The 25,458-nt window shown below is 66.0% G+C and carries 22 protein-coding genes; 7 read left to right on the top strand and 15 right to left on the bottom strand.

Annotated features, from left to right (window positions below):
• Positions 1–11: 11 nt before the first annotated feature.
• From ACYVLV_RS01545 to ACYVLV_RS01575, 7 genes are all read right to left on the bottom strand, one after another.
• Positions 12–2,765, bottom strand: a complete 2,754-nt coding sequence (locus ACYVLV_RS01545; RefSeq protein WP_460807133.1) for an FG-GAP-like repeat-containing protein — start codon at positions 2,763–2,765, stop codon at positions 12–14.
• A gap of 231 nt (positions 2,766–2,996) precedes the next feature.
• Positions 2,997–3,788: an ABC transporter ATP-binding protein gene (locus ACYVLV_RS01550; protein WP_460807135.1), complete on the bottom strand. Its 792-nt coding sequence runs from the start codon at positions 3,786–3,788 to the stop codon at positions 2,997–2,999.
• Positions 3,785–4,717 carry an ABC transporter permease gene (locus ACYVLV_RS01555; protein ID WP_460807137.1) on the bottom strand — a complete coding sequence of 311 codons (933 nt, stop codon included), beginning with the start codon at positions 4,715–4,717 and terminating at the stop codon, positions 3,785–3,787. The genes ACYVLV_RS01550 and ACYVLV_RS01555 overlap by 4 nt, the downstream gene beginning before the upstream one ends.
• Positions 4,710–6,716 carry a glycosyltransferase gene (locus tag ACYVLV_RS01560; RefSeq protein WP_460807139.1) on the bottom strand — a complete coding sequence of 669 codons (2,007 nt, stop codon included), beginning with the start codon at positions 6,714–6,716 and terminating at the stop codon, positions 4,710–4,712. Before ACYVLV_RS01560 ends, ACYVLV_RS01555 begins: the two co-directional genes overlap by 8 nt.
• A complete protein-coding gene (gene glf / locus ACYVLV_RS01565) occupies positions 6,713–7,882 on the bottom strand; it encodes a UDP-galactopyranose mutase (protein ID WP_460807141.1) in 1,170 nt (389 codons plus the stop codon). Before glf ends, ACYVLV_RS01560 begins: the two co-directional genes overlap by 4 nt.
• 63 nt (positions 7,883–7,945) lie before the next feature.
• On the bottom strand, positions 7,946–8,857 hold the full coding sequence (locus ACYVLV_RS01570; RefSeq protein WP_460807143.1) for a glycosyltransferase family 2 protein: 912 nt from the start codon (positions 8,855–8,857) through the stop codon (positions 7,946–7,948).
• Complete coding sequence (locus tag ACYVLV_RS01575; protein ID WP_460807144.1) at positions 8,854–9,876, bottom strand: glycosyltransferase; 1,023 nt, start codon at positions 9,874–9,876, stop codon at positions 8,854–8,856. The genes ACYVLV_RS01570 and ACYVLV_RS01575 overlap by 4 nt, the downstream gene beginning before the upstream one ends.
• On the opposite strand from ACYVLV_RS01575, the gene ACYVLV_RS01580 reads away from it, so the two are divergent.
• Complete coding sequence (locus ACYVLV_RS01580) at positions 9,875–10,633, top strand: inositol monophosphatase family protein (RefSeq protein ID WP_460807146.1); 759 nt, start codon at positions 9,875–9,877, stop codon at positions 10,631–10,633. The two genes, ACYVLV_RS01575 and ACYVLV_RS01580, sit on opposite strands and share 2 nt — an antisense overlap.
• Here ACYVLV_RS01580 and ACYVLV_RS01585 read toward each other — a convergent pair.
• From ACYVLV_RS01585 to ACYVLV_RS01605, 5 genes are read right to left on the bottom strand one after another with little or no spacing between them, the layout of a single operon-like run.
• Positions 10,621–11,094: a hypothetical protein gene (locus ACYVLV_RS01585; RefSeq protein WP_460807147.1), complete on the bottom strand. Its 474-nt coding sequence runs from the start codon at positions 11,092–11,094 to the stop codon at positions 10,621–10,623. The genes ACYVLV_RS01580 and ACYVLV_RS01585 overlap by 13 nt on opposite strands.
• Positions 11,091–12,290, bottom strand: a complete 1,200-nt coding sequence (locus tag ACYVLV_RS01590; protein WP_460807149.1) for a beta-ketoacyl synthase N-terminal-like domain-containing protein — start codon at positions 12,288–12,290, stop codon at positions 11,091–11,093. The genes ACYVLV_RS01585 and ACYVLV_RS01590 overlap by 4 nt, the downstream gene beginning before the upstream one ends.
• Positions 12,287–12,535 (bottom strand): acyl carrier protein, encoded by a 249-nt coding sequence (locus ACYVLV_RS01595; RefSeq protein WP_460807151.1) that lies wholly within the window; start codon positions 12,533–12,535, stop codon positions 12,287–12,289. The genes ACYVLV_RS01590 and ACYVLV_RS01595 overlap by 4 nt, the downstream gene beginning before the upstream one ends.
• Complete coding sequence (locus tag ACYVLV_RS01600) at positions 12,532–13,455, bottom strand: C25 family cysteine peptidase (RefSeq protein ID WP_460807153.1); 924 nt, start codon at positions 13,453–13,455, stop codon at positions 12,532–12,534. The genes ACYVLV_RS01595 and ACYVLV_RS01600 overlap by 4 nt, the downstream gene beginning before the upstream one ends.
• Positions 13,456–13,462: 7 nt before the next feature.
• Positions 13,463–16,366, bottom strand: coding sequence for a phage tail family protein (locus ACYVLV_RS01605; protein WP_460807156.1), 2,904 nt, complete (start codon positions 16,364–16,366; stop codon positions 13,463–13,465).
• 470 nt (positions 16,367–16,836) lie between these two features.
• On the opposite strand from ACYVLV_RS01605, the gene ACYVLV_RS01610 reads away from it, so the two are divergent.
• The 4 genes from ACYVLV_RS01610 (at position 16,837) to ACYVLV_RS01625 (ending at position 20,264) form a co-directional block, all read left to right on the top strand.
• The gene (locus tag ACYVLV_RS01610; protein ID WP_460807159.1) at positions 16,837–17,256 is read left to right on the top strand and encodes a hypothetical protein; all 420 of its coding nucleotides are present in this window, start codon (positions 16,837–16,839) and stop codon (positions 17,254–17,256) included.
• Between the two features lie 139 nt (positions 17,257–17,395).
• Complete coding sequence (locus ACYVLV_RS01615; protein WP_460807161.1) at positions 17,396–18,685, top strand: HNH endonuclease signature motif containing protein; 1,290 nt, start codon at positions 17,396–17,398, stop codon at positions 18,683–18,685.
• 139 nt (positions 18,686–18,824) lie between these two features.
• Positions 18,825–19,379, top strand: a complete 555-nt coding sequence (locus ACYVLV_RS01620; RefSeq protein WP_460807163.1) for a hypothetical protein — start codon at positions 18,825–18,827, stop codon at positions 19,377–19,379.
• Between the two features lie 72 nt (positions 19,380–19,451).
• Positions 19,452–20,264 carry a shikimate 5-dehydrogenase gene (locus ACYVLV_RS01625; RefSeq protein WP_460807165.1) on the top strand — a complete coding sequence of 271 codons (813 nt, stop codon included), beginning with the start codon at positions 19,452–19,454 and terminating at the stop codon, positions 20,262–20,264.
• A gap of 10 nt (positions 20,265–20,274) precedes the next feature.
• Here the strand turns inward: ACYVLV_RS01625 and ACYVLV_RS01630 are convergent, their stop codons facing one another.
• Both ACYVLV_RS01630 and ACYVLV_RS01635 read right to left on the bottom strand, forming a co-directional pair.
• Positions 20,275–21,699, bottom strand: a complete 1,425-nt coding sequence (locus ACYVLV_RS01630; protein WP_460807167.1) for an LCP family protein — start codon at positions 21,697–21,699, stop codon at positions 20,275–20,277.
• Positions 21,700–21,802: 103 nt separating this feature from the next.
• Positions 21,803–22,306 carry an acyl-CoA thioesterase gene (locus ACYVLV_RS01635; RefSeq protein ID WP_460807169.1) on the bottom strand — a complete coding sequence of 168 codons (504 nt, stop codon included), beginning with the start codon at positions 22,304–22,306 and terminating at the stop codon, positions 21,803–21,805.
• A 23-nt stretch (positions 22,307–22,329) separates the two neighbouring features.
• Here ACYVLV_RS01635 and ACYVLV_RS01640 point away from each other — a divergent pair, with 23 nt between their 5' ends.
• Both ACYVLV_RS01640 and ACYVLV_RS01645 read left to right on the top strand, forming a co-directional pair.
• On the top strand, positions 22,330–23,541 hold the full coding sequence (locus ACYVLV_RS01640) for an LCP family protein (RefSeq protein ID WP_460807172.1): 1,212 nt from the start codon (positions 22,330–22,332) through the stop codon (positions 23,539–23,541).
• Positions 23,542–23,548: 7 nt separating this feature from the next.
• Complete coding sequence (locus ACYVLV_RS01645) at positions 23,549–24,427, top strand: crotonase/enoyl-CoA hydratase family protein (protein WP_460807174.1); 879 nt, start codon at positions 23,549–23,551, stop codon at positions 24,425–24,427.
• Between the two features lie 22 nt (positions 24,428–24,449).
• Here the strand turns inward: ACYVLV_RS01645 and ACYVLV_RS01650 are convergent, their stop codons facing one another.
• Positions 24,450–25,265 (bottom strand): sigma-70 family RNA polymerase sigma factor, encoded by an 816-nt coding sequence (locus tag ACYVLV_RS01650; RefSeq protein ID WP_460807177.1) that lies wholly within the window; start codon positions 25,263–25,265, stop codon positions 24,450–24,452.
• Positions 25,266–25,458 lie beyond the last annotated feature (193 nt).

The raw sequence follows: 25,458 nt of genomic DNA on the forward strand, positions 1-25,458 counted from the left end.
ACGTCTTGGTTTCAGCCGGCCAAGTCGTAGTCCGCCATGGTCTCGCCGATGAAGGACCGGGGGTAGTACCCCGAACCGTTCCGGCGGATGGCGTACAGGACCTTCGTGCTGCGTTCGCGGACCAACAGGTCCGGCACCTTGTCGCCGTCCAGGTCGCTGGTCTCGACGATCCAGTCGTAGGGCCGCAGATCCAGCCCCTTGGACCAGGCGGTGGAGACGGTACCCCTCATCGACGAGGCGATCGGGGGGCCCAGGTCGCCGGTGCCGTTGCCTGGGTAGACGTAGACCTTGCCACCGCGCTCGATCACGAGGTCGGGCTTGCCGTCGCGGGTCAGGTCGCCGATGACCGAGAGTTCGGTGGCGCTGGCGAACCCACTGCCCAGGGAGTGCACTGAGCTGAAGGAGCCCCGCCCGTCTCCGCGCCGAAGGAAGAGTCTTCCGTTCGAGGCGTTGCGGGTGATCACGTCGCCGTAGCCGTCCTTGTCGAAGTCACCGGCGTTGAGCACCGCGTCGGCGTTCTTGAGGTTCAGGTTGGTCTCCACGGGACCGCCCAGGTTGTAGGTCCCGGTGGAGGGGAAGATCTGCAGGCGATCCCCCGAACGACCGATCAGATCGGGCAGCCAGTTGCCGGCAACCGAACCGCCGGCGGTGATGGAGCGAACCTCGGCGAACTGCAGGTAGGGGCCCATCGCGGCAGTGAAGGTACCGTCTCCCCGACCCGCGATCAGGTAGGCCGCCTTGGTGTCCGCTCGCCGGAGGAACAGGTCTGCCTGTCCGTTGCGGGTGTAGTCACCGAAACCGATGATGGTGTCGAAGGCGCCGTAGGAGCCCGGGATGAGCACCCGGTCGGCCAACGTGCGTCGGCCCGTTCCGGGGTGCAGCCAGAGGCGACCCTCGGCGTCGCGGCCCATCACGTCAGGGAGGTTGTCGCCGTTGACGTCACCGGTGGCCACGATCTTGTCGTAGGCCTGCCAGCCGTCCATCAGGGGACGTCGAGCGAATCCGCCCTTGCCGCCGCCCATGAAGAGATTGAGGCGCCCGCTCTTGGCGTTACGACCCACGAAGTCGTTGACCCCGTCGGTGTTCAGGTCGCCCACTGCGGTGATGAGTTCGTGTCCACGAAACACCCCCATGGTCTTGCGAGCCTTGACGAACCGTCGCCCGTTGCCCGGCCGGATCATCGACTTGCCGTTCTTCCGGATCACCAGGACGTCGCTGCGCCCGTCCGCGGTGACGTCGGGGGTGGCGATGACCTGCTCGGCGTTGCCCCACCTGGTGGGGTCCTGCTTCGACGCCCCGAGGTCGGTCAGACCGCCGGTGGGGATGATGACGCCCTGGCCGTCGCTGGCCCGGCGTACGACGAGGTCGGGGTTCGTGCTGGACGCGAGGTTCGAGCTCAGGATGCGACCCGCGAAGGTCGTGGCCGAGGGCGGCTCCGGGGTGGGCTCGGGGGTGGGCTCGGGGGCGGGGGGCGGTGTGCTGCTGCCGCCGGCCGCGGCCAGGTCCCGGATCTTGCCCAGCTTGGCGTAGAGGTACTTGCCGGGGCACGCCGTCGACCCGGCGTCACGGTGACCGTTGATGGCTTGGAAGTAGGAACGTCCCACCTTCTGGCGGGTCGAACTGGGGTCGACACCTGCCCTACCCAGCTTCCAGGCGAACAGGGACCCGTAGGCCTCGAGCATCACGTTGGACGGCTGAGTGGTCTCGAAGTTGCCGATCGCCGACATCGCGAAGGAGTACTCGTTGTAACCCAGGGTGTGGGCCCCGACGACGGCCTTCCAGACCCCACCGGCGCGTCCCTCCCAGATCCGCCCGAACCGGTCGACCAGGAAGTTGTAGCCGATGTCGCTCCAGCCCAACGACTTGGTGTGATAGGCGTAGATGGACCGCAGGAGCGCTGGAACCTGGTCGGCGGAGTAGTCGTTGGCGTTGACGGTGTGGTGCACGAAGCCAGCGTTGATCGAGCCGTACCGCAACGATCCCTTGTCCCGCCAGGACTCGTTGGCACCCCACTGGGCACGCGAGTAGATCTTGGGCTTGGCCGGTGCCGCCGAGGCGGACTGGAGGACGATCTCGCCCTCGTCGCCCTCGTCGGCTGCGTCGGCCGCGTCGGTCTCGTTGGCGGCAGGCTGCGCGTCCAGTTCGGCGGTGTCGATGGCTGGCTGTTCCAGCTCTGCGACCGGCTCGTCGCCGGGCTCGATCACCGCGAGCTTCAGGTCGGCGGGAGCGGCGTCCGTGCTGACGATCTGGACCTGCACCTCATCGACGTCGCCGATCAGAAGGGGATCGGTCCCAGGCCGGGACGCGAGGTCCTCACTGCTGCCGAGATCCGGGCCGTGTTCGGCCTCGTACTCGATCGCCATCCAGTCCGACCACTCGCCGTCCTGCAGAGTGCGTGCCTCCACGTTGATGGCGTCCTCGGCCAGGTTGGCCCCGGACTCCCAGGTCACGCCGACCGTGCCGTACCCGGTGATGGGCTGGGGGGTGCTGGTGACTCGGCTGAGTCCGGTGTCGGACTCGGTCTCCGCCGTGGCCTTCAGTGCCGACGGGGCGATCCGCGCGTTGCGGGGCGCGGTCAGCTGGACCTCGGTCACCTCGGCGTCGGCCGGCTCGGCGGAGACCAGTGAGGTCTTATCTGCCAAGGCGTCGTACTCCGCGAAGCCACCGTTCGGGGCGGGAGCGGCGAGAGCCAGCGTCGAGGACTCGTCCTGGGGGCTGACCACGTCGAGGGTGACGACGCTGGCGGCCGGGGTTAGGACAGCCACGACGACACCGAGGGTCAACAGCTGCGAGCAGGCGGTGACGAAACGGAGACGGTGGGGTCGGATCGGGCGGGGGGGAAGGGGGGTTCTCGAAGGCATATTTGGCTACTCCAGTGCGCGGGGAAGGTCACACGAGGTGCCAACTTTCACATGCGTCACAGACCCTGGGAAGGGCTTCTGAGTAACTACAAACGTGTAATTTCCACTCGACACGCCGAGCGGACCGAGAAACTTCTAGATATCCGCGCCGAGTTCGTCGTCGAGAGTGTCTTCTTCGCTCTGGGTCTTGGCGTCGTCGTACTTGAGGTAGCGGATGCCCGGACCGACCTTTCCGTCGTACACGAGTTTGCCCTCCTCGAGCACCAGGACCCGGTCGCACATCTTGCGCACCGACCCGGCGGAGTGGCTGACGTAGAACAGGGTGCGTCCGCTGTTGCGGACCTCCTGCATGCGAGCCAGGCACTTCTCCTTGAACGGCCGGTCGCCCACGGCGAGGACCTCATCGGCCAGGAAGATGTCGGAGTCGACGTGGATGGCCACCGCGAACCCGAGCCGGGCGAACATGCCGCTGGAGTAGTTGCCGACGGGCGAGTCGAGGAACTTGGGCTTCAACTCGGAGAAGTCGACGATCGAGTCGAACTTGGCCTTCGTCTCCTTCTCGCTCATCCCCAGGATGGCGGCGTTGAGGTAGATGTTGTCGCGACCGTTGAGTTGTGGGTGGAACCCCGCTCCGGTGGCGATCAGCCCGGCCACACTCCCCCGCGTCAGGACCTTGCCCTCATCGGGGCGCATGACGCCGTTGATCACCTTCAGCAGGGTGCTCTTGCCGGAGCCGTTGAGCCCCATCAGCCCGATCGACTCGCCCTGCTCGACGGTGAACGAGATGTCGTCGAGGGCCTTGAACTCGGTGCTGATATCGCGACCCTTGGCCATCGCGACGGTCACCTGCTTGAAGGTGCGTTGGTGTCGCAGGGTGAAGTTCTTGGTGACGTTCTCCACGACGATGGAATCTCTCGAGCTGGTCACAGGCGCTCCGGGATCTTGTTCTCAAAGCGGGAGAAGACCCACTGGGCGAAGCCCAGCAGGAGGATGCAGACCCCGAGCACGATCAGGCCCCGGATGAACAGGAAGTCGGGTTCCTGGTCGGCCACCCGGTAGGCCGGGTTGCCCTGACCGTCCACGGTGGTGCGCTGCCAGAACGCCCGCTGCATCAGGAGGACCGCATTGGCGATGGGGTTGGCCAGGAAGAGGTCGACGTGGCCGCGGAAACGCTCGGCCACCAGGGTGTAGGGGTAGATCATCGGGACGCTGAAGCGGACGAAGTTCGTCATGATCGACACCGTGCTGCCGAAGTCGCGGAAGAAGACGTTGGCCACACTGAACATCAGGGCCAGGGCCAACCCCAGGGTCATCGAGATCGACAGGGCGAGCACGACCGCCACCATCCCCATCAGGTCCGGGGACCATCCGGCGATAACGCAACTGATCACGAGGATGATCATCTGCGGGCCCACGTGGTAAAGCGAGACGAGCATGGACGCGACCGGGAACATCTCCCGGGGCACCGCCATCTTCTTGACCAGGCCCTTGTTGGACACGATCGAGCGGGTGCCGGCGTTGAAGGTCTCGGTGAAGAAGTAGACGACCACCAGCCCGGAGAAGACGTGCAGGGCGAAGTTGGGCACCGTGCCGCGGCCGATGACCACCCCCATCACGAACCAGAAGATGAACAGCTGGGACAAGGGGTTGAGGTAGGACCACAGCAGGCCGAGGAACGACCCCGAGTAGCGGGCGTTGACCTCGCGGCGTACCAGCAGGCGCAGCAGGTAGCGCTTCTGGAAGACCGCCTTCAGCCCGTAGGCCGACGGCTCGACCAACGGGGCATCGACGATCCGGACCTGGCGCGGCGGCTCCACCGGCTCGGCGTCGCTCGGGGTGGTGGTCGCGCTACTCATCGTTCCCCTCGTCGGTCCCACTGCTCGTCCACGGTCGGAAGGTCTCGTCCCAGGCCTCGGGAGAGGTGATCTCGCCGAGCTTGGCGCGGTACTCCTCGGCCAGTCTGGGCCATTCCCGCTTGAACCGGGCGTGGATCGCGAAGGTCTTGCTCATCAGCTCGCGGAACTTCTCCGCGTCCCGCTGATAGAACGCGGCCGAGCTCCCGTCGGGCATCGAGACGACGGCGGAGTCGTAGGACGCCAACCGGTACCACTGGGAGTCCATCGCGCGGATCTCCGCCTCGGGGCGCTCCTGAGCGGATTCCCGAACCGGCTTGAGGTGTCGGATGGGAGCGAGCCCCGCGGTGACCAGAAGCGACAATCGACTGGGGATCTCGACGATGTCGCGACCCTTGCGAGGGGGCTTCCTGCGCCACACCGAGGGGAAGGCGTCCCGATCGGGCTCCAGTTGAGCGTCGGTGAACTGCTTGCGGTGGGCGTTGACCTCGCCCAGCTTGGTCGGAAGCATCCCGTGCAGGGCGTCGGGCCCGGCCAGGACATCGAGCATCGCCTGGTGACGGATCTCGGCGGTGGAGTACTGCATCGAGACCAGGTGGGCGATCTGGTGGTTGCGGTTCTCGAAGATCAGGCGCCCACCCTTGGGGTAGGTCGAGTGCAGCAGCGCCGCGATGAACCGGTTCCGGACGTGGAAGTAGGCCTGCCAGTCCAGGGCGTCGTTCTTGTCGCCCCACGGCACGTGCCAGACGGCCGAACCGGGGAACGTCACGGTCGGGTAGCCGGCCGCCTTGGCGCGCAGGCCGTACTCCGAGTCGTCCCACTTGATGAAGAGAGGCAACGAGAGACCGATGTCTTCCATCACCACCCGAGGGATCAGGCAGGAGAACCATCCGTTGAAGTCCACGTCGACGCGTTTGTGCAGCCAACGGCTCGACCGCAGGTTGCGCGCCGCGAGGTCCCAGTCGCTGTAGCCGTCCAGCGGCGTCTGCCACCAGAAGCGCCAGGGCTGGATGATCTCACCGAAGCTGTGCAACCGGGAGCGGGAGTAGAGGCTGAACATGTGTCCGCCGACGATGGTCGGTCGGCGCGACAGGTCCCCGAAGGTGACGGCGCGGACGATGCCCTCGGGCTCGCACACGACGTCGTCGTCCATCATAAGGGCGTACGTCGCGGTGCCCTTGCGTACCGACTCCAGCTGGCCGCGGGCGTAGCCACCCGAGCCGCCGAGGTTGCCCTGCTCGATGACGCGTAGCTGGTCGCCCAGCGAATCGACCACGGCCGGGAAGAGGTCGGAGTCGGTGACCTTGTCGGTCCCCTGCTCCATCACGAAGACCGTGTCGAGGTAGGGCCGCAGCGCCTCGTCGTTGGCCACCTGCTCGAGGAGCTTGGCGCAGAAGTCGGGGCGGTTCATCGTGGTGATGGCGATGTCGACGGTGCCGTGCTGGGCCCGCTCGGCGGGCACGTCGGTCGACCACTCGGCCCACTGGACCACTGCGTCGTCGTCGCCGGCGATCACGTCGTACCAGTACCAGCCACCGTCGACGAAGGGCTTCAACGAGAGTTCGAAGGCGAAGGTCTCCCCGGCGGCACCCTCGGTGCTGGCGGTCTCGACGCGCTGGGAGCGTCCGTCGGCCGTGGACTTGTAGACGATCACCGTGGCACCGGAGCCGGTGACCTCCAGGCGCAGGGTGATGTCGGTGACGATCGTCCAACGCCGCCAGTAGCTGGCGGGGAAAGCGTTGAAGTAGGTACCGAAGGAGAGCTTGCCGCCGGACTCGATACGCAGCGCGGTCCGGGACTCGATCTGGTCGGGGTGGATGTTCGCCCCGGTCGAGGTGGACTGACGGATGGCGGCGTTGTTGAGGTCCTTGGCCGCGCGGTTGCCACCGACCTCGTGCCGGCTGGCGTCCAGCCGCGCTTCCTCGGGATCGACATACAGCGCCATCACCGAGAAGTCTCGGTCCAGGGGCATGATCTGCCGTTGTAGAACGCGCTTGGTCATCCTTCGACTCCTCCGCTGGTCAGGGCCACTCCGTCAGCGAAGTGCGGTCGCAACTTGTTCTCGAACATCGACAAGGCCGAGCCGATCGCCATGTGCATGTCGAGGTACTGGTAGGTGCCCAGTCGTCCGCCGAACAGGACGAGAGGTTCTTCCTTGGCCAGTTCGCGGTACTTCTTCAACTTTTCCCGGTCCTCGGCGGTGTTGACCGGGTAGTACGGCTCGTCGTCGTCCTCGGCGAACCGGCTGTACTCATGGACCACGATCGTCTTCCCCGGGGGGTAGGTGCGCTCGGGGTGGAGGTGCTTGAACTCCAGGATCCGCGTGTAGGGGACGTCGCCGTCGTTGTAGTTGACCACCCCGGTGCCCTGGAAGTCGTCGATGTCGAGGGTCTCAGCCTCCAGATCGACGGTGCGCCACGACAGGTGCCCCTCGCTGTGGTCGAAGTACTCGTCGACCGGGCCGGTGTAGACGATCGGCACCTTGCCCTTGTACTTCTCCACCAGGCCCGCGGCGGGGTCGAGGAAGTCGGTGTCGAGGATGACCTCGATGTTGGGATGATCGGCCATCCGCTCGAGCCAAGCGGTGTAGCCGTCGACCGGCAGGCCCTCGTAGGTGTCGTTGAAGTAGCGGTTGTCGAAGGTGTAGCGCACCGGGAGTCGGGTGATGATGTCGGCGCTCAACTCGGTGGGGTCGGTCTGCCACTGCTTGGCGGTGTAACCCTTGATGAAGGCCTCGTAGAGGGGGCGCCCGATCAGGCTGATCCCCTTCTCCTCGAGGTTGGAGGCGTCGGCCGTGGCGATCTCGCTGGACTGCTCCGCGATCAACGCCCGCGCCTCGTCAGGGGTGTGGGACTTGCCGAAGAACTGGTTGATCAGACCCAGGTTCATCGGCAGGGAGTAGACCTGCCCCTGGAACTTGCCGAACACCCGGTGCTGATATCCGGTGAAGTCGGTGAACCGGTTGACGTAGTCCCAGACCTTCTTGTTCGAGGTGTGGAACAGGTGGGTGCCGTACTTGTGCACCTCGATCCCGGTCTCCGGGTCCTTCTCGGAGTAGGCGTTGCCCCCGAGGTGGTAGCGGCGCTCGACGATGAGGACCTTCAGGCCCAACTCCTCGGCGCAGCGTTCGGCGACGGTGAGGCCGAAGAAGCCAGAACCGACAACCACAAGATCAGGGAGATCGGGCTCAACGGCAGGGACGACGGGCGAAGTGGAGGCAGACACAATCGGTCAGTCTACGGATGATGGGGGCTCGGATCGCATCCCACTCGCGTGACGGATGGCTCTCATTGCGTTGGCGGCCTCGGCGCGGCCACCGCGCAGCGGGCTGAGCAGCACCACCATGAGGACGATCACCCACGGTTTGAGCCGTACGAGCGCGTTCTCGCCGTACCGGAAGTGCACGACGAAGAGGTTGCGGTACATGTAGTAGCCCTTCCACCCGGCCAGATCGTGCTGCTGGTCGAAGGAGAGCTGTCGGACCAGGACCGCATCGCGAATGGCCCAGATGCGGAAGCCGGCTCGGCGGGCGCGGATGGCGTAGTCACAGTCGTCGTAGAAGATGAAGTACGTCGGGTCGGGTAGCCCGATCCGGGTGACGACCTCGCGGCGGATCATGAAGCCCTCGAAGGCGACATTCTCCAGTTCCACGCGTTCAGGCATCGCCGCACGCGTGCCGTACGTCGTCTCCACCATGGCCGTCTTGGGCTTGATGGCCAGCGGGTTGGCCAGATCGAAGGTCATGGCGGCCTTCTCGACCAGCGCGCCGGTCGTGTCCTCGCGGACCGACATCAGGCAGGCCTCGTCCTGGGCCAGCAGCACGTCGAGGCACTCCGGGGCCGGCATCACGTCGTCGTCCATGAGCCAGATCCGGTCGAAGCCCTGCTCGTAAGCCATCTTGACCCCGAGGTGGAACCCGCCGGCCCCGCCGATGTTGTCGTCGAGGTGGACCGCTTCGAGCCCGACGTTCGCGGCGTCCCCGAGGACGGTTCTGGTGTGATCGGTGCTGGCGTTGTCGATGACGATGATCGCCTCGGGCTGCCGATGCATGGCGCCCAAGGCCTCCAACATCCCCACGAGGAGGTCAGCGCGGTTGAACGTGACGACCACCACGGCCACGGACTCGGTCACGGGCTGGGTCATCGCAGGAACCTCCGATGGCCCGTGAAGTCGCCCCGTACCCCGGCGACCATCGCGCGGGCGCTCAACCCGATCCGCTGGGGGTTCGGGCGGGTGAAGAGGTAGAACCAGAGGGTCTTGACCACGAAGGCGAGGGCGTGGAGCCAGCCGCGGTAGTCCCGCAGGTTCACCAGGTTGTTCCGCGCCATGCAGTAGTGCTTGAGGTCGCTGGGGCTGTAGTTGTACGTCGTTCGGCCGAACATCATCGGGGTCCCGAGTTCGCCCACACTGGGGTGGAGGACCCGCGCCCCGACCACGGTGCCGACGCGGCCGCCGGACTTCTCGGCCCGGAGGCGGTACTCGTGGTCGTCTCCCCAGATGAAGAACTCCGCCCGTGGCAGCCCGATCTGCTCGACGAGTTCCCGGGTGACCAGCACGCCGTTGAACGGGATGACCACGTCCTTGATGACTCCGTCGATGGCGGCGGCCTCCACGTCGACCATCCGGTGCACCACGCGGGTGCCGCCGGGTAGCCGGATGGGGAAGACCAACCGTTCGGGCTGGGCCTCGTCCACGACCACCGGCCCCCAGAAGTCGAAGTCCGCAGCGCGCTCCAGGAGGGTGGCCAGGCAGGTCTGATCGGGCAGACCGTCGTCGTCCATCAGCCAGACGAGGTCGGCGCCGCGTTCGACGGCCCACTCGAGCCCGTCGTGGAAACCGCCCGCTCCGCCGCCGTTCTCAGCCAGCGTGCGGTAGAGCAGCGCCGCGTCGGTCGAGTCGTCGGCGCTGGTCGAGGCGTCGGCGCTGATCGAGTCGTCGGCGCTGGTCGAGGTGCGACGAGCGCAGCGAGGAGCCTCGAAACCAAGCCACTCCCCCGTGCCATCGGACGATGCGTTGTCGATGACGAGGATCTCGTCGACCTCGGGCACCTCTCGAAGCCGCGCCACCAGGGTCTGCAGAAGCTCCAAGCGGTTGAACGTCACCACCACCGCCACGACTCGCACCCGCGACACCCTACTGGCGTGGGTAGGGTTGTCAGTCATGGACACCGACTCGATCCTGCGGCTGATGCAGGACGTTGCTGCCGAGGTGATCAACCCACGCTTCCGATCCCTGTCGCACGGAGAGGTGCATGAGAAGGCCCCCGGCGATCTGGTGACCGACGCCGACCACGAGGCCGAGGTGCTCATCACCGAAGCCCTCAACGCGGCGTACCCGAACGCGGTGGTGCTCGGCGAGGAGGCCTTCGCCCAGGACGAGAGCCTGATGGATCGCTACCGCGCAGCCACCCACGCCTTCACCGTCGACCCGGTGGACGGCACCAAGAACTTCGTCAACGGTTCCCCCGATCATGCGGTGATGGTGGCCGAAATCCGTGACGGTGTGGCGGTGCGCGGTTGGATCTGGCAGCCCCAACACGAGGTGGCGTACGTCGCCGAGGCCGGTGCCGGGGCGACCCGGAACGGTGAGCCGCTGACGACGCACCGTCCCGCCGGCGCCCCGCCCACGTGGCGAGGGGTCACCTCACGTCGTTCCTGGCTACAGCGAGAGTTCGACGACCTGGCTCCTCTGGAGCTCACCTGGGTGTGCTGCGGCGTGGACTACCCGCATCTCATCGCGGGCGACGCCGACTTCGTTCTCTACGCCCGCGCCTGGCCGTGGGACCACGAACCCGGGGGCCTGATCCTGCGCGAAGCAGGCGGTTTCCTCGGCCCCCTGCGCGACGGCAGCCTCATCGCCGCAGCCGACCGAACGACGTATGACGCCGTACTCCAGCGGGTTCGTCCTCACGCTGTGTGATTCGGGCTGCTCAGCAGCCGCGCCGTGAGCTGGATCCTCACGGGACCCCCGCCGGGGGCTATCGGCAGTTCCCCGCGCACCGAGACCACCAGGGCGCTAGCAACCAGACCCTCAGCGAGATCGTCCGCTGCATCCCACTCCGCTTCAGCAATGGCCTCCTCACCACCGATGTACGTCGTACACGGGCCGTGAATTCCCAGCACCTGAGAGATGCGACCGGTTGTGCTGTTGGCCAATGTCCAGGGAAAAGCGGCCGGGCTGGCGAAGGCAAAGCCTGTTTCGTGTGCCGCCTGCCAAAAAGCGAGGGCCTCGCGGGCACCACCGTCTTGGGTCGCGACGTACAACGCTTCAGCGGTGAGCCCTGCCTCGAGAAGTGTGGTGGCAACCCACCCACAGATCGAGTCCCCGGTCCCGGGCAGCTCGGGGCTGGTGAACGTGCACTGATCGCTCGGGGCCTTCACGCCGCCCCCAACAGCAGAACAGAGTTGAGGCCACCAAAGGCGAACCCGTTGTTCATCACCCAGTTCAGGTGCGGAACTTCGCGAGGCTGTTGAACGATGTCCATTCCCAGCGCCTCGTCCAACTCCAGCGACCCGGTGTTGGGTGGAATCACTTTGTCCTGAAGAGCACACACCGCCATTGCCGCCTCGATCGCAGTGGCGGCACCGAGGCTGTGCCCCAGCGCGCCCTTGAGGCTCGACACTGCCGGCGGGTTGCGGAACACCGACCCCAGCGACATCGCCTCTACCGCATCGGACCGGGGAGTGCCGGTGCCATGCGCGCACACCCATCCCACGTCTTCGGACGTGATTTCGGTGCGCTCCAGGGCTTGGCGCATCGAGGCCATCATCTGCAGGCCGTCCTCCCGCGGGGCCGTCGGGTGATGGGCGTCAGAGGCGAGACCGATCGAACCGATCGTGGCCAAGAGCGGCGTTCGCGAGGCAACTGCATCCGCTCGGCGCTGGATCACCAGGAACCCCGCCCCCTCCCCCAAGGTCATGCCGGTGCGATTCAATCCGAACGGCGCACAACCCGTGCGGGCCATGGCGCGCATCCGAGCGAAGCCGAGCATCGCGATCCGGGAGAAGGGCTCCACCCCGCCAGCCAACGCGACATCGACTCGGCCCGTCGCGACTGCGCGAGCAGCGCGGGCAATGGCGTAGTTCCCCGCCGCGCACGCTGTACCGAAACTGCGACGAGGCCCGAGCAAACCGAGCACAGCGCCGATCGTCTCCGCGAACACCTGTCCTCCGCCTTCCCCCAGGTCGAAGGATCCGTGGTCACGGGCCGTCTCGAAGACCGCTGATTCCCCCATGGTGGTGCCGATGAAGCAGGCCACCCGGGTGGGGTCGAGACCAGCGACGAGTTCCCCGGAGGGGGCGAGCAACCCGGAGTGCCCCAACGCCTCGCTCGCCGCACGAAGTCCCAACTCCCGACCACGTCGTGCTGGGTCTGGAGCGCCACCAGGACCCCACATCGGGTCCTGGAGACGACACGCTGCTGACACCGGGAAGCCCTCACCGGCCAGGTCCTCCCACTCGTGCACCGCCGACCGACCCGCGAGCAAGGCCTGCCACGTGGTGATCGTGCTCCCACCCAGTGCGCTGAGCACGCCGGTTCCGGTCACGACCACGGAGCCGTCTGTCCACGGCGTCATGGGGCCGCGAGCGAGTCGCTGAAGTAGTCGGTGGTGGTGGCGATGGAGACCAGTTGCGGCCACGCGTCATCAGGCACCGCCACGTTGAAGCGGTACTCCAGACGGGCCACGAACTCCAAGATGGCCAAGGAATCGATTCCCAGGTCTTCGCGGAAGTTCGCGGTCTCGCTCACCTCCTCTCGGTGATCCGGGGCTACGACGGCGAGTTCTTCGCGAACGATCGCGACCATCTCGGTGCGGTTCATGATGCCTCCGATTCGTGAGCCCCGAACGCCGACATCGCCGGTGAGTCCAGCAATGGTGCGGTGGGGTCCCCGATGAGTCGGTACGCCGACGCGCCGGGATCGTGGGGAGCAATAGCGACCACCAGGTCACCGATGGTGGCGGCCGTGGCGGTCAGGCGAGCAAGCCGCACCGCCCATCGAGCGTTGGCCGAATGCAGGGTCGGGCCCACCGCGCCGAGCGCAGCGGCGGCGATCCCCCGCAACGCCAGCCCTTCGGCGAACGACAACCCCGTGCGTCGCCGACTCGCCGTCTTGCAGGTCAGCGACACCACGGCGGCTGCCGGCTCGGCCTGCTGGAAGTGATGGATTCGCAGGCCGGCATAACCGACCCACCCGATCGGGCGGCCGTGTCCGACATACACAGCGAGTGCGGGACCGGAAGCGATACGTCTCGAGAGCTCCTCGCGATCCACCTCGTAGGCGGTCCACCGAGGAGCGTGGAGCAGGGGATCCTCCCGGGCCAACCGCGCGACGCGGTCGGCGAGGCGGTCGAATCGTGGATGGCGCTCGGCCAGCACCGCGAAGGTACGACGCGCCTGCGCCGGTGGCGCGGCCGCACGAGCGTGCACTCGAACGGCGGCTCGAGCGAAGGTCGCAAGATCCTCTGGTCCAGTGTTCGGCAGCCATCCGACCGGGACGATGCGCCCGTCCGACGCCTCCACGACGGGCCCCTCCAGAACCGTCCGCGGCGATCGATTGCGAGGTCCGACCAAGAGGATGGCGTCCGAGGCGTCCGCGAGCGATCGGAGCACGTCCGCCTCCGGCAGCCCTGAGCGCTCCACGCGCAACCGGCCGCACCCCTCCCATACCTCCAGGAGGGGTGCGAGCGCCACGGTGGCAGCCGCATCGGCCACCACCGTGACGCCACCGAGCAGCGTCATCGGTCCATCACGCAGCCCGAACGAGCTCGACGTACGGTTGCCACGCCGCGTACTCGGTCTCGGGGCGGCCCTGCAAGATCTTGCGGACATACCAATGCATGACGATCTGCGCCTGCATCTCCGGGTTGAAGGAGCCGAAGTTTCCGTTGGCCGCGTTCAAGTCGTCCGCGCCTCCCTCACCGGTGAGTTTGCCCCGCTCATCGGTGAAGGTGCCACCGGACCAGTCCGAGGGGATCGTGACGTCGGCCGACGGTTCTTCGTATCCGTAGTTGTACCCCGAATCCCCCACACCGTCGCCCGTGGCTTGAGCGAACACAGCGTCGGCCAAGTACTCGCTGCCGCTTGTCTGGTACTGCCACACGTGGGTGAGCTCGTGGATCATCGTGCTGCGACGCATCGGACCGTCATCGACATCGAAGTTCACCAACGAGTTGGTCACGAACGCCCTCGAGTTGTCGTTCCCGGTGATGAAGTCCTGAACACCGAAGATGATGTCGTTCAGGATGTCGTCGGTGCTGAAGAAGATGTGCTCGTAGTCCAAGGAATCCTCGAACACCAGACGGGCCTCCGCGATCTCCTGCGCGGTCATTCGGCGGTACCCAGCAAGCATGCTCAACAAGATGCTGATTGCTGCGCCCACCGCCGCACCTGCCGCTGCCAGGGCTGCGCTGAGGATGTCGCCCACCGCCTGGCCCACCGCCCTCGCGGACCTCACAAAGGCCTCGAAGGCGATCTCACCCAGTGTCCACACCTGGGAGGTGATGTCGCCGAGGGTTTCACCGAGGGCGTCCAGAGCCAGGAGCAGGTTGTCCAAAGCGTCGCCCGGATTGGCGAGCGTGGCCGCTACTAGTCCGGCGATGGTGGTGCCCAGTTCCAGCAACGACTTCACCGATTGAGTGATGACCTGCAGTGAACGATCCAGCGCCCAGGCCATCACGTCGACCAGGGTCATCCCTGCGTTGAGGGCCCCCTTGAGGATCGAGCCGATCGCCGGCAGGAGGTCGTTGGCGACGTAGCTCAGGACGTACTCGATGCTGTTGCCGACCCGGATCGTTGCCTCAGCCAGCAGTTCCAGCGCAGCGGCGCCGACGGCTTCGGCCCACTCGATGACGTTATAGAGCGCCTCACCCGCCGCCTCGATCGACTGCAAGATGCCGTCGAAGATCGCTGTGGTTTGGGCCAACGCCCAGTCCAGAATGTCGGTGACACTGTTCTTCACGTAGCGAATCGCGAGGACGGCCTGACGCCATAGTTCGCTGGCCAGCGCTTCACCCCGATCAAGTAACCATTCGAAGATGTCTCCTACCGGTCCGAGCGCCTGGAGGACGCCGCTGACGATCTTGCGCATCACGAAGTAGCCCGCCGCCACCACCGACTCGAGCATCTCGGCTACCGCCGCACCGGCCGCTAGAGCGGCTTCGATGAAGCGGGCCGCAACCCGGTAGGTGAAGGACACCATCGCTTGGGTGAACTCCACGATGGTCTTACCCAGTTCGAAGGCGGCCTTGAGCACATCCTTGAGAACACCAAGGCCGATCTGGACGAGGTCCCCCAGCACGCTCACCAACGACCGCCCCAACTCGAAGAGCGCTTCGGTGATCCTCTTGATCGTTTCGAAGCCAGCCGAGGCGATGCTGACGAACAAGTTCACGACCGTCTTGCCGGCATCGAGGATGCCCTGGACGACCGCCTTCGCGATGTCGATCGTGGCTCCGACGGCGTAGGCCGCAAGGTCCACCAGCGCCTCGCCGATCTCTGCTGCGGCCCGGGCGATGCGCCGGACGAACTCTGCTCCGGCAGCGAGCGTCGCATCGACGATCTCAGCCAGGCTCCGACCCAGTTCACGGAACGAGCGCACCACCTGGCCCAAGAGGTCCTGGGGACGCGTCACGAGCGTCACCAGGATTTCGCCCATGGCCTTGCCGAGTTCGACGAGTGCGATCACCATATTTTTCACCAAGGTGAACCCGAACTCAACGGCCTGGGCAAGTAGGTTGCCGATGGTCTTGCCGATGGCGAGCAGAGCATCAACCGCCTTCTTCACCAAGCCGACCGCGACATTCGCGATAGTCGACAACAGTTGCCCCAGGGTGCGTCCGAGTGCGTCGATGGCGCGAAAGACCTCCATGACCACCTCTTTGGCCAGGTCGAGCGCAGCGATCACGATATTTTTCATCGCGATGCCTATCGCCTCGAGGCCCTCCAGCATCGTCTTGAGCACGGCGTACCCAGCTTCGAACAACTTCCCGACGAGTTCGCCCAGCGTGGCCGCCGCGGAGTAAAGCGCGTGAGCCAAGTCCTTGACCGCCTCGATAGTCCAGTTGACGACGTCCTTGATGGCATCGACGAAGGCTTCCCCGATTGCTTCGAGAGCATCGATCACCGCGTTCACCGCGTCCGAGATCTCATCCACCACGTCTTCGAAGAACTCGACGACTGCGTCGTCGAAGTCGGGACTCGGTAGCCCAGCGGCGTGGGCTCGCATCACCGCTCCAGCGTCACGAAGCCACTCCCCGACCTCCTTGGCCGCCGCCCTGTCGATCGCGCCGTCGGGCCGCTCGACCATTGCCCGCATCAGCGATTGGCCCTGGGCTCTCGGCAAGCGGCCGATCGCTTGCACGACGCCGCGGCCCTGGCCCTCCTGGCGATATCCCTTGATCAGCGTCCGGCGTCGGTCCTCGTCCATGGAGGCGACGCTCTGGAAGAGCTGTCGATGCTCCTCGGTCGTGGCCAATGCCCCAGCGAAGCCGCGGGCCAGGGCCATCGCCCGGTTCGGGCTTTCCGCGAATGCTGCGTCGAACGCCGGGGCCGCTTCAACGGCGTGGAACTCCATGGTCTTGAGCGTTTGGCGCAGCCCATCAAGATCTTTGATCGGGATTCGCTTGGTTGCTTCCGTTATTCGATTAGTCATGTCGACTCCTCAGGGCAGGGATAACCGGTGTCGCTTCGCGACAGAGGAGTTAGGCCCCGGCCTTCCCAAAACACTCCCTCAGCATCCGATCGGCCTAGTAGCCTCGATTACGGAACGGTAATTCCAAGGTAGCCATAAACCTGGGTTCTGGGGAGACCCCCTGGGCTCCGGTCTAGTTCCCCTCATCCTCGGAGGTGGTCCAGACACCCCGCTGCCTCCGAGGTTTTCCCGACAAATCCGTGACCGTTCGCACCCCGCGAGGCACGCTGGAAACAGGGGGATCCTCGATGAGAGACATAGACGCGCAACCCGTGCACGACATCACGAGATGCGGAACACCGCGAATGGTGCTCCGAGAGGCCTCCGCGCAGTAACCGACCCCTCCTTGAAGGGGAGTTCGCCATCGAGCCCGCTCAATCGAGTACACGTACTCAGGCGCTCGAGTCCCCCGCGCACCTAGCGTCGATCAGGTGATCCAGCGACTCGCCCTTCCGTTCGCCATCGCCGTCCTTCTGGCTGGTGGAGTCTTCGCCCTGTGGCCCGCGCCGGGGAGCCACGAGACCGACCGGGTGGCCCGGGTGGTCGCAGAGGCGATCAGCTATCCCCCGCAGGAGTCCTCCGTCGACTACGCCCGCGCCGCCGCGGAGAGCGACGCGGGTGAGGACGGCCGGCTGATGGTGATCGAGATGAACGAGTTCGACGCTGAGGACGCTATCGACCCAACGAGCGAACTGGTCTTCCTGGTCCGGCATTCGAGCTCATCGGGTGGATTTTCCAACACCGAACCCGACACCGCCTGCTACCGAGTGATGTTCAACCACTACGGGGTGATCGGGAAGCCGTGGCGCGCCGATTGCCCCGCGGAGGTCGTGCCCGTCCAACTGCCCTGAGTCGCCTTGAGGCTGCCACAGACATCGCCAGAGATCTAGATAATGTGTTCTAAAACTGTTACCACTCTGTTGATTGGCTGTGTGTGGATAACCCCCATTTCGGGGCAGGAATGTCGGTGCCCGGTGCTGGAATAGGCACATGTCCAAGGACACCAGCACCCTCAATCGGGATCACCCGATCGTGGATGCTGCGTGCGATATCCAGGCCAAGTTGACGGCCGTCGCCGACCACACGACCTGGTCGATGCGCGACGAAGACGCCCGCGAAGCAACTTTGCTGTTGACCGAGCTCGAAGCCCAGGTCGTTGAACTCGGACGCCGCGTCCTGGCTGAGGCCGACCGCCGTGACGTAGCCGCGGAAACCGGCGGAACCAGCACGGCGAACTGGTTGGCCCACACCACCAAACTCACCCGCACCGAAGCCAACCGCCGGGTCAAGCAGGCCAAAGCCCTCGACACCCACGAACAGACCCGCACCGCGCTCGCGGCCGGGGACCTCCACGCCGAACAAGCCGACGTCATCACCCGCGCCGCCGGAGCACTCCCGAAGGACAAGTGCCCACCCGAAACGGTCGCGCAGGTCGAGAAGACGTTGATCGAGAACGCGACCGAGTTCGACGCCCGAACGCTGAAGGTCCTGGGGTGGCGGGTCTGGGAGATCCTCGACCCCGAAGGAGCCGAAGCCTACGAAGCAGAACAGTTGGCGAAGGAAGAAGACTCAGCGCGCAATCAGACGAGGCTGACGATGCATGACGACGGGACCGGTGCGGTGCGTGGGAAGTTCGTCATTCCCTCCGCGCAAGGCGCGATCTTCCGGAAACTCCTCCTCGCCTTCTCCGCGCCCAAACACCAAGCCGCCAAGAACCAGACCGAGGACCCCGGGGAGTCAGAGAAGGCTCAGTTGCGGGCCGAGCGTGCCGCGACCCCGAAGCGGATGGGTGAAGCGTTCTGCGAGCTCATCGAATCCTTCAAAGCCGAAGACGCACCCCGCTCCGGCGGCGTCTCCGCGACCGCGGTCATCCACCTCGACTACGACACCTTGATGGGCGGGATCAAGCCCGCACACCTCGACACCGGAGAACCCATCAGCCCAGGGCTTGCCCGACGCATCGCGTGTGAGGCCGGGATCATCCCCGTCGTTCTCAACGGCACCTCCCAGGTCCTCGACCTGGGCCGCACCCGTCGCTACCACTCGAAGAGTCAGCGGATCGCGGCCAGCCTCGAGCACCCCACCTGCCAAGCAGCGAACTGCGACTGGCCCGCAGGGATGTCACACATGCATCACCTCGATCCCTGGCACCAAGGCGGGTCCACAGACCTGAGTCGGACAGCCGTGTTGTGCCCGCGTCATCACACCCTGATCCACCACCACGACTACGCCCACGAAATCAGACCCGACAGCACCATCACCTTCCACCGGAGGGTCTAGCCCATGGCACTATGCCCGCCTCGTCGCACTTCCCGCACCCAATTGCTTCCTCCAATCAGTCAAAGCACCGCGACCCAAAAAAGGTGTACGTTCGAATATCGACTCGCCGCACGGGTGATTCGATCGGACGGGGGGAATCATGAGATTCGAATACGAAGTCAAAGCCGCAACCGATATGAGCGGTATTACGCAGAGCACGTGGGCCAATACGCCGCTCCAGCAGCAAACCACGATCTACGTGAAACTGAGGATGCGTAATCCGGTCAATGTCGGGACGTTCAACTACGGTGGCGTGTACATCCCGGACGAGGTTCTCCTCGAAATCGAAGGTACTCAAGAATCGGCACCGGGCTCCCAGTTCGCCAACGGCGGAAACTTCGCGAGTGTCACCGTGCTGAACCACCCGACCGGCTTCTGGCAGGGTGATGGCCTTTTCTTGAACATCGAGCCCCGGGCCCTGCCGGGCCTTCCGTTCGGCGACATCGGGAATTTCAGCCTGCGGTTGTGGCTCGACAACGGCGCGTTCTCCACCATCGACCCCCCGACCGACGCCAAGTTCATGTCCTCCTGGCCCTCGCTCAGCCATCCGAGCAAGATCGAGTGGAACTTTCTCAATCCCGGCGGAATCGGCACAGGCTTCAACTGGGCGGTCACCGGTATCGACAAAGCTTCTGTGGGAATTCAGGTCAGCTGACGTCGGGACACCGTCGCTTTCTCAACCGCCGCTCGAGAGCCGGGACGGCGCGTCGTGCGTCAGAATCGGTCCATGCCCATCTTGAACAAGGACATGGTCACGTGCATCTCGCTGTCGGGGCGCCCGTCCAACATCGGCACCCGCTTCCACAACTATCTCTACGACGAGCTCGGTCTGAACTTCATCTACAAGGCCTACTCCACCGAAGATCTCGTCGGCGCGGTTGCAGGGGTGCGAGCTCTGGGCATCCGGGGTTGCTCGGTTTCGATGCCGTTCAAAGAGGCGATCATCCCGCTCGTGGACGTCCTGGAACCCTCGGCGGCGGCGATCGAATCGGTGAACACGATCGTGAACGATGGCGGCGTCCTGACGGCGTCGAACACCGACTACGAAGCGGTGGAGACCCTGCTCGATCAGCATGCCGTCGACCGCTCGCTGCCGGTCTTGGTTCACGGGTCCGGTGGGATGGCCAAGGCCGTGGTGGCCGCTTTCCGGGGGGCCGGCTTCCACGATCTGACCGTCCTCGCCCGCAACGCCGAGGCGGGTCGTGCCATAGCCGATGCGAACGGCTACCGGGCCGTGACCGAGGCTCCCGCCCCTGGTCACGCGGTGATCGTCAACGCCACCCCACTGGGCATGGACGGACCGTACGCGGACGACCTCGCCTTCTCGTCGGCCCATGTGGAGGCCGCCCACGTCGTCTTCGACGTCGTCGCCTTTCCTGCGGAGACCCCCCTCATCCAGGCAGCCAGGGAGGCGGGCACCCCGATCATCACGGGCGCCGAGGTCATTGCACTCCAAGCGGCTCGTCAGTTCGAGCGCTACACCGGGGTGACCCCGACTGAGGATCAGATCCAGCGGGCGTCGGCCTTCTCACGCGAGTGACGCGAGACGGTCAGCAGGCCGCTCCGAGGTCCTGGGACTCGTTGGCGGCGTATCCGTCCTTGAGCGAACCGAGCGACCCTCCGATGACTGACTGCGGGGCCTGTGTCTTCTTCTTGCCCTGACCCGTGGCCCCCGGGGCCGGCTTGGCGGCGCCCTCGGACTGGTCGATGGTGTCCTGGATCTTGCCCTGGACCAGATCGATGTCGGGATCCGCTGTGTTGATCATCGGCGGCACCAGCGAAACCGAGGCGATCTTCTCGCCCTTGGCCTTCAGCCCCAGGGCCATGAAGCGGTCGAGCTCCGAGGCGGGCAGGTCGGTTTGGATCATCTCGCTGGATGCCTTGGCGATGTCCTGGAAGTTCACGACGGCCTTCTGGGGACTGATCTGGGAGACCATCGCGTTCATCACGCACTTCTGCCGCGCCATCCGTGAGTAGTCGTCCGAACCCTCACGGGCTCGGGCGTACCACAGCGTGTCGTGACCGTTGAGCACCTTGTTGCCGGGCTCGATGTAGCCCGTGACGTCCGAACCGAGGCCGCCGACCGGGATCCGGTCGCGCACGTTGAGCTTGACGCCACCGACCGCGTCCACGAGTTCCTTGAAGCCCTCGAGGTTCACCATCGCCCAGTAGTTCACGTCCAGGCCGGTGATGCCCTCGATGGCCATGATGGTGGCGTCCACGCCGGGGCTCTTCGACTTCGGAAACAGCTCGGTGTTGTCGCCCGCCCAGGTGCTGACCCCGTTGAGGTAGCAGCCGTCGCAGTCGAAACCCTGCGGGAACTCGCGCGCCATCACCGACCCCTTCTTGAAGGGGAAGTTGGCCATGTTCCGCGGCAGGCCGATCAGCACCGTCTTGCCGGTCTCGGCGTCGATGGAGGCGACCGTCATCGAGTCGGGGCGCAGCCCCCACCTGCCTGCGCCGGAGTCACCGCCCATGAGCAGCACGTTGTACCGCCCTGCGCTCGCGTCGGTGGCGGCGCCGTTCCCGAACGTGGCGATGATGAAGTCTCGCTGGACCCCCACGATGTGGGCGCCGAAAAGGAGGGTGCCCGCGACGGCGAAGCACATCACGCCGTTCACGCCGACCACCGCACGACGGTGCGACATGCTCAACGACAGCGGCTGCCCGATCCGCCAGGCATCGACCAGCAGGTAGCCCCATCCGATCGCACCGGCGATCAGCGCCAGTCGCAGCACGAGCAACAGGCTGGTGTTGGCCACCATCCAGAACGCGAGTTCGCGGTGGATCACCAGCGCCAGCAGCGTGACCGCACCCAGCGTGAGGAACCCCAGCCAGACCCGCACCGCGGCTTGGCCGACGCGGCGGTTGCCGGCCATCAACTGTGCCGACCCGGGGATCACCAAGGTCATCACCATCAGGGCGATGGCACGCCGGAAACGGACTCGAGCAGCGCGCTCCGAAGTCGGGGACATATGGGGATCTCCTGCTAGGGGAAGGAAGCAGTTGAGGACTCACCAGTATCACCAGTCCCACCCGTCACACCGGGTCGCGACGCGCCGAACGGAGGGGGGCAGATCAGGAGTTGCGACTCTGCTCGATGTCCTCGCGGCGCGCGAGACGGTGCGCCCGACGGATCTGCGCCTCTCTCATCCGGCGCTTCTCCAGCGCCGTCTCCGGAATCAACTCCGGCACCTGCCTGGACCTCCCGTCGGAGTCCACCGCCACGAACACGAAGTACGCCGAGGCCACATGCAACCCATCGGCCGACGGGTCGTTCCACGGTTGCGCCTCGACCCGTACGCCGATCTCCATCGACGACTTGCCCGCCCAGTTGACCTGGCCGAAGGTGCGCACGATGTCGCCCACGTGGACCGGTTCCAGGAACGCCATCTCGTCGAGGGCTGCGGTGACCGCCGGTCCGGCGGTGTGCCGCTGCGCGACCGCACCGGCTGTCGAGTCGGCCAGCTTCACGATCTCTCCACCGTGGATGTTGCCCAGCAGGTTCGCCTCCCTGCTCGACATCATCACCGCCAGCGACACGCGGGCATAGGAGGGGGCGTGGCCGGAGAGATCATTCATGACGGCACGGTAGCGTCAGCGGCATGGCGAAACCCCCCGGAGATGGCCCGCGCGACGAATCGGGCTCCGAGACAGGTGGCGGCCGGGACTTCACCTGGCTGTACGGGAAGAACAAGGGCCAGGAGCCACCCCCGGATGCGACGCGTCCGATCCGTCAGCAACCACCGCCGACCGCCCAGCGCCGCGCGGTTCCGGCTGAGCCGGTCGGACCGCTGGCCCCGACTCCGGCGCCGGCCCCGACACCCGGGCGCGGCACGTCGTACGGCGGCCGCTCGAGTCGACTGCGCCGCCCGCGGTTCTGGATCCGCACCGTCCTGGTCCTGTTGCTGGTCTGGGTGATCTTCCTCGCCGTCACCCCCTTCGTCGCGTGGAACAAGGTCGAGAAGATCGAGTTCGCCCCTACCGGTGACCGCCCCGGCGACCAGCCGGGCACGACGTACCTCTTGGTCGGCAGCGACTCCCGCGCGGATCTGACCGAGAAGCAGCGCCGCCAACTGGGCACCGGCAACGCCGAGGGACAGCGCACCGACACCATCCTGCTGCTGCACACCGGCTCCGGACCGAACCTGTTGATGTCGATCCCCCGGGACTCCATCGTCGACATCCCCGGGCGGGGCACCTCGAAGATCAACGCTGCCTTCTCCGCCGGTGGTCCGGAACTCCTGACCCAGACCATCGAGAGCGAGACCGGTATCCGGGTCGACCAGTACATCGAGATCGGCTTCGGCGGTTTCGTCGACATCGTCGACGCGGTGAACGGGATCACCATCTGTCCCCGGGTCCGGATGAAGGACCCCCTGGCCAAACTCGACATCAAGAAGGGCTGCCAGGAGGCCGAGGGCAGTGTCGCCCTGGGCTACGCCCGTTCGCGCAAGCTGGCCAAGCTCGGCGACATCGACCGCGCCCGGCGTCAACGCGAAGTCATCTCCGCCATCGGCAGCAAGGTGGCCAGCCCCGTTTCGGTGATCAACCCGTTCCGCTACTGGAACCTCAACATGGCCGCCACCCAAGCCGTGGGTTTCGGCGAGGGCAGCAGCCCGATCACCGCCCTGGCCTGGGCCTCGGCGATGACGAACGTCGACGGTGAGAGCGGCCTGACCTGCGGAGTCCCGATTGCCGACCTGGCCGTCAACTGGGATCCCGAGCGCTCCGAGCAGATGTTCCAGGCGATCATCAAGGACGACACCGAGAACCTGCCCAAAAAACTCTGCACCGCCACCGGAATGGAGAAGTGACCCCCTGATGAGCACCGCCGCGTTCGAAACCCTCACCTGGACCGTCGACGAGGACGGGGTGGCGATCCTCAGCCTGAACCGGCCGGACGCGATGAACGCCTTCAACCTCACCATGGCCCGTGAGCTCGAGCAGGTGTTCCTCCACGAGGCACACGCGCCCGAGGTCCGCGCGGTGGTCGTCACGGGCAGCGGACGCGCGTTCTGTGCGGGCATGGATCTGTCCGCCTCCGGCAACGTGTTCGGCCTCGACGAGACCCTGCGTCCGACCCCGGCCGAACTGCGCGAGCACCTGACCGAGGCGCCGTATCACGACGGGATCCGGGACACCGGTGGCCGCGTGACCCTGGCCATCCACGCCCTGCCCAAGCCGGTCATCGCCGCCATCAACGGCCCCGCGGTGGGCATCGGCGCCACGATGACCCTGGCCATGGACCTGCGGTTGGCCTCGACCAAGGCGCGCATCGGCTTCGTCTTCGGCCGGCTCGGGATCGTCCCCGAAGCCTGCTCCTCCTGGTTCCTGCCGCGCATCGTCGGCATTCAGCAGGCCCTCGAATGGGTCTACAGCGCCGACATCCTCACCGCCGAACAGGCCCTTGACGGCCGACTGCTGCGCAGCGTCCACGAGCCCGACGACCTGCTGCCCGCGGCCGTCGCCCTGGCCCGCTCCTTCGTCGTCAACCGCTCACCGGTGGCGCTGGGTCTGGCCAAGCAGATGCTCTACCGCAACGGAGCAGCCGCCGACCCGCTCGAGGCGCACCTGTCGGACTCGCTGGCCATGTTCTACACCTCCATCGGAGACGGCAAGGAGGGCGTCGCCGCCTTCCTCGAGAAGCGAGACGCTCACTTCACCAGCGACACCGGCGACCTCCCGACGATCTTCGAGTGACCGCGGGCTGGTCCTGACGGGGTCAGGCGGCGAGGGTGCGTCGCATCTTGATCAGGATCCCCGACAGCAAGCGCGACACCTGCTCCTGGGTGACCCCCACCTCGGCGCCGATCTGCGCCTGGGTGCGGTTCTCGAAGAAACGCAGGTGGATGATCATCCGATCGCGCTCACTCAGCGAACTCATCAGCGGCTGCAGAGCCAGCCGCGCCTCGGAACTGTCGAAAGCGGGATCCCACCCACCGAGTTGTTCGGCCGGCGCCTGTTCGCCGGCCACAGCGGGTACGTCGAGTGACATCGGCGAGAAGCAGCCTCCGGCACTGAGGGCATCGATGACCAGGGTCAACGGTACGTCGAGATGGACCGCGATCTCCGAGGGACGCGGGGTGCGTCCGAGGCGCTGCACGAGTTCGGCCTCGGCAGCGGACACCTTCGACTGCACCTCCTGCACCGAGCGAGGCGGGCGCACCGTCCAACCGGCGTCGCGGAAGTAGCGGCGGATCTCCCCGCGCAGGGTGGGTACGGCGTAGCTGAGGAAGTCGTCGCCCAGGGTGGGGTCGAAGCCGCGCACGGCCTTGACCAGACCGAGGTAGGCCACCTGATCGAGGTCGTCAGCCGCGATGCCACGGCCGTGGTAGCGACGCGCCACGTCGGAGGCGACCGTCATGTTGATCCGGATGACCTCGTCCTCGTACTTGGTCCGGGACGCACCACGACTGGCTCGGGCGCGGGAAAGAAGTCGCGCGGTCTCGGTCCTACGCCGCGAATCACTGAGGGGCCGAGTGGACGATTTCTCCTCGGCCGTGGGGAAGCGCGCGTCGGGCGATAGCGAAATGGACATCGCTCGCACTCTCCCCCCTGGGAAACCAATCATCTGGAGACCGAGACCGGTCTGCACCGCGATAATTGCAGACCTTTATCACGCGCGACAACAGAATCGGAGATTCTCTGTCGACAAGAAGAGGGTGCCCTTGGCAACCGATCCCGGGGCGTCAGGGCCTCAGACGAGGTCGTGACCGCCGAAGTGGGGGGTA

This window comes from Nocardioides salsibiostraticola (assembly GCF_054783655.1).

What these genes read in the sequence shown, in the direction of transcription:
- ACYVLV_RS01590 (WP_460807149.1), bottom strand. Translation starts at nt 12,290, where the DNA reads ATGACGCCGTGGACAGACGGCTCCGTGGTCGTGACCGGAACCGGCGTG.
- ACYVLV_RS01575 (WP_460807144.1), bottom strand. Translation starts at nt 9,876, where the DNA reads ATGACTGACAACCCTACCCACGCCAGTAGGGTGTCGCGGGTGCGAGTC.
- ACYVLV_RS01630 (WP_460807167.1), bottom strand. Translation starts at nt 21,699, where the DNA reads ATGTCCCCGACTTCGGAGCGCGCTGCTCGAGTCCGTTTCCGGCGTGCC.
- ACYVLV_RS01625 (WP_460807165.1), top strand. Translation starts at nt 19,452, where the DNA reads ATGCCCATCTTGAACAAGGACATGGTCACGTGCATCTCGCTGTCGGGG.
- ACYVLV_RS01615 (WP_460807161.1), top strand. Translation starts at nt 17,396, where the DNA reads ATGTCCAAGGACACCAGCACCCTCAATCGGGATCACCCGATCGTGGAT.
- ACYVLV_RS01620 (WP_460807163.1), top strand. Translation starts at nt 18,825, where the DNA reads ATGAGATTCGAATACGAAGTCAAAGCCGCAACCGATATGAGCGGTATT.
- ACYVLV_RS01570 (WP_460807143.1), bottom strand. Translation starts at nt 8,857, where the DNA reads ATGACCCAGCCCGTGACCGAGTCCGTGGCCGTGGTGGTCGTCACGTTC.
- ACYVLV_RS01580 (WP_460807146.1), top strand. Translation starts at nt 9,875, where the DNA reads ATGGACACCGACTCGATCCTGCGGCTGATGCAGGACGTTGCTGCCGAG.
- ACYVLV_RS01595 (WP_460807151.1), bottom strand. Translation starts at nt 12,535, where the DNA reads ATGAACCGCACCGAGATGGTCGCGATCGTTCGCGAAGAACTCGCCGTC.
- ACYVLV_RS01560 (WP_460807139.1), bottom strand. Translation starts at nt 6,716, where the DNA reads ATGACCAAGCGCGTTCTACAACGGCAGATCATGCCCCTGGACCGAGAC.
- ACYVLV_RS01640 (WP_460807172.1), top strand. Translation starts at nt 22,330, where the DNA reads ATGGCGAAACCCCCCGGAGATGGCCCGCGCGACGAATCGGGCTCCGAG.
- ACYVLV_RS01650 (WP_460807177.1), bottom strand. Translation starts at nt 25,265, where the DNA reads ATGTCCATTTCGCTATCGCCCGACGCGCGCTTCCCCACGGCCGAGGAG.
- ACYVLV_RS01635 (WP_460807169.1), bottom strand. Translation starts at nt 22,306, where the DNA reads ATGAATGATCTCTCCGGCCACGCCCCCTCCTATGCCCGCGTGTCGCTG.
- ACYVLV_RS01555 (WP_460807137.1), bottom strand. Translation starts at nt 4,717, where the DNA reads ATGAGTAGCGCGACCACCACCCCGAGCGACGCCGAGCCGGTGGAGCCG.
- ACYVLV_RS01645 (WP_460807174.1), top strand. Translation starts at nt 23,549, where the DNA reads ATGAGCACCGCCGCGTTCGAAACCCTCACCTGGACCGTCGACGAGGAC.
- ACYVLV_RS01600 (WP_460807153.1), bottom strand. Translation starts at nt 13,455, where the DNA reads ATGACGCTGCTCGGTGGCGTCACGGTGGTGGCCGATGCGGCTGCCACC.
- ACYVLV_RS01605 (WP_460807156.1), bottom strand. Translation starts at nt 16,366, where the DNA reads ATGACTAATCGAATAACGGAAGCAACCAAGCGAATCCCGATCAAAGAT.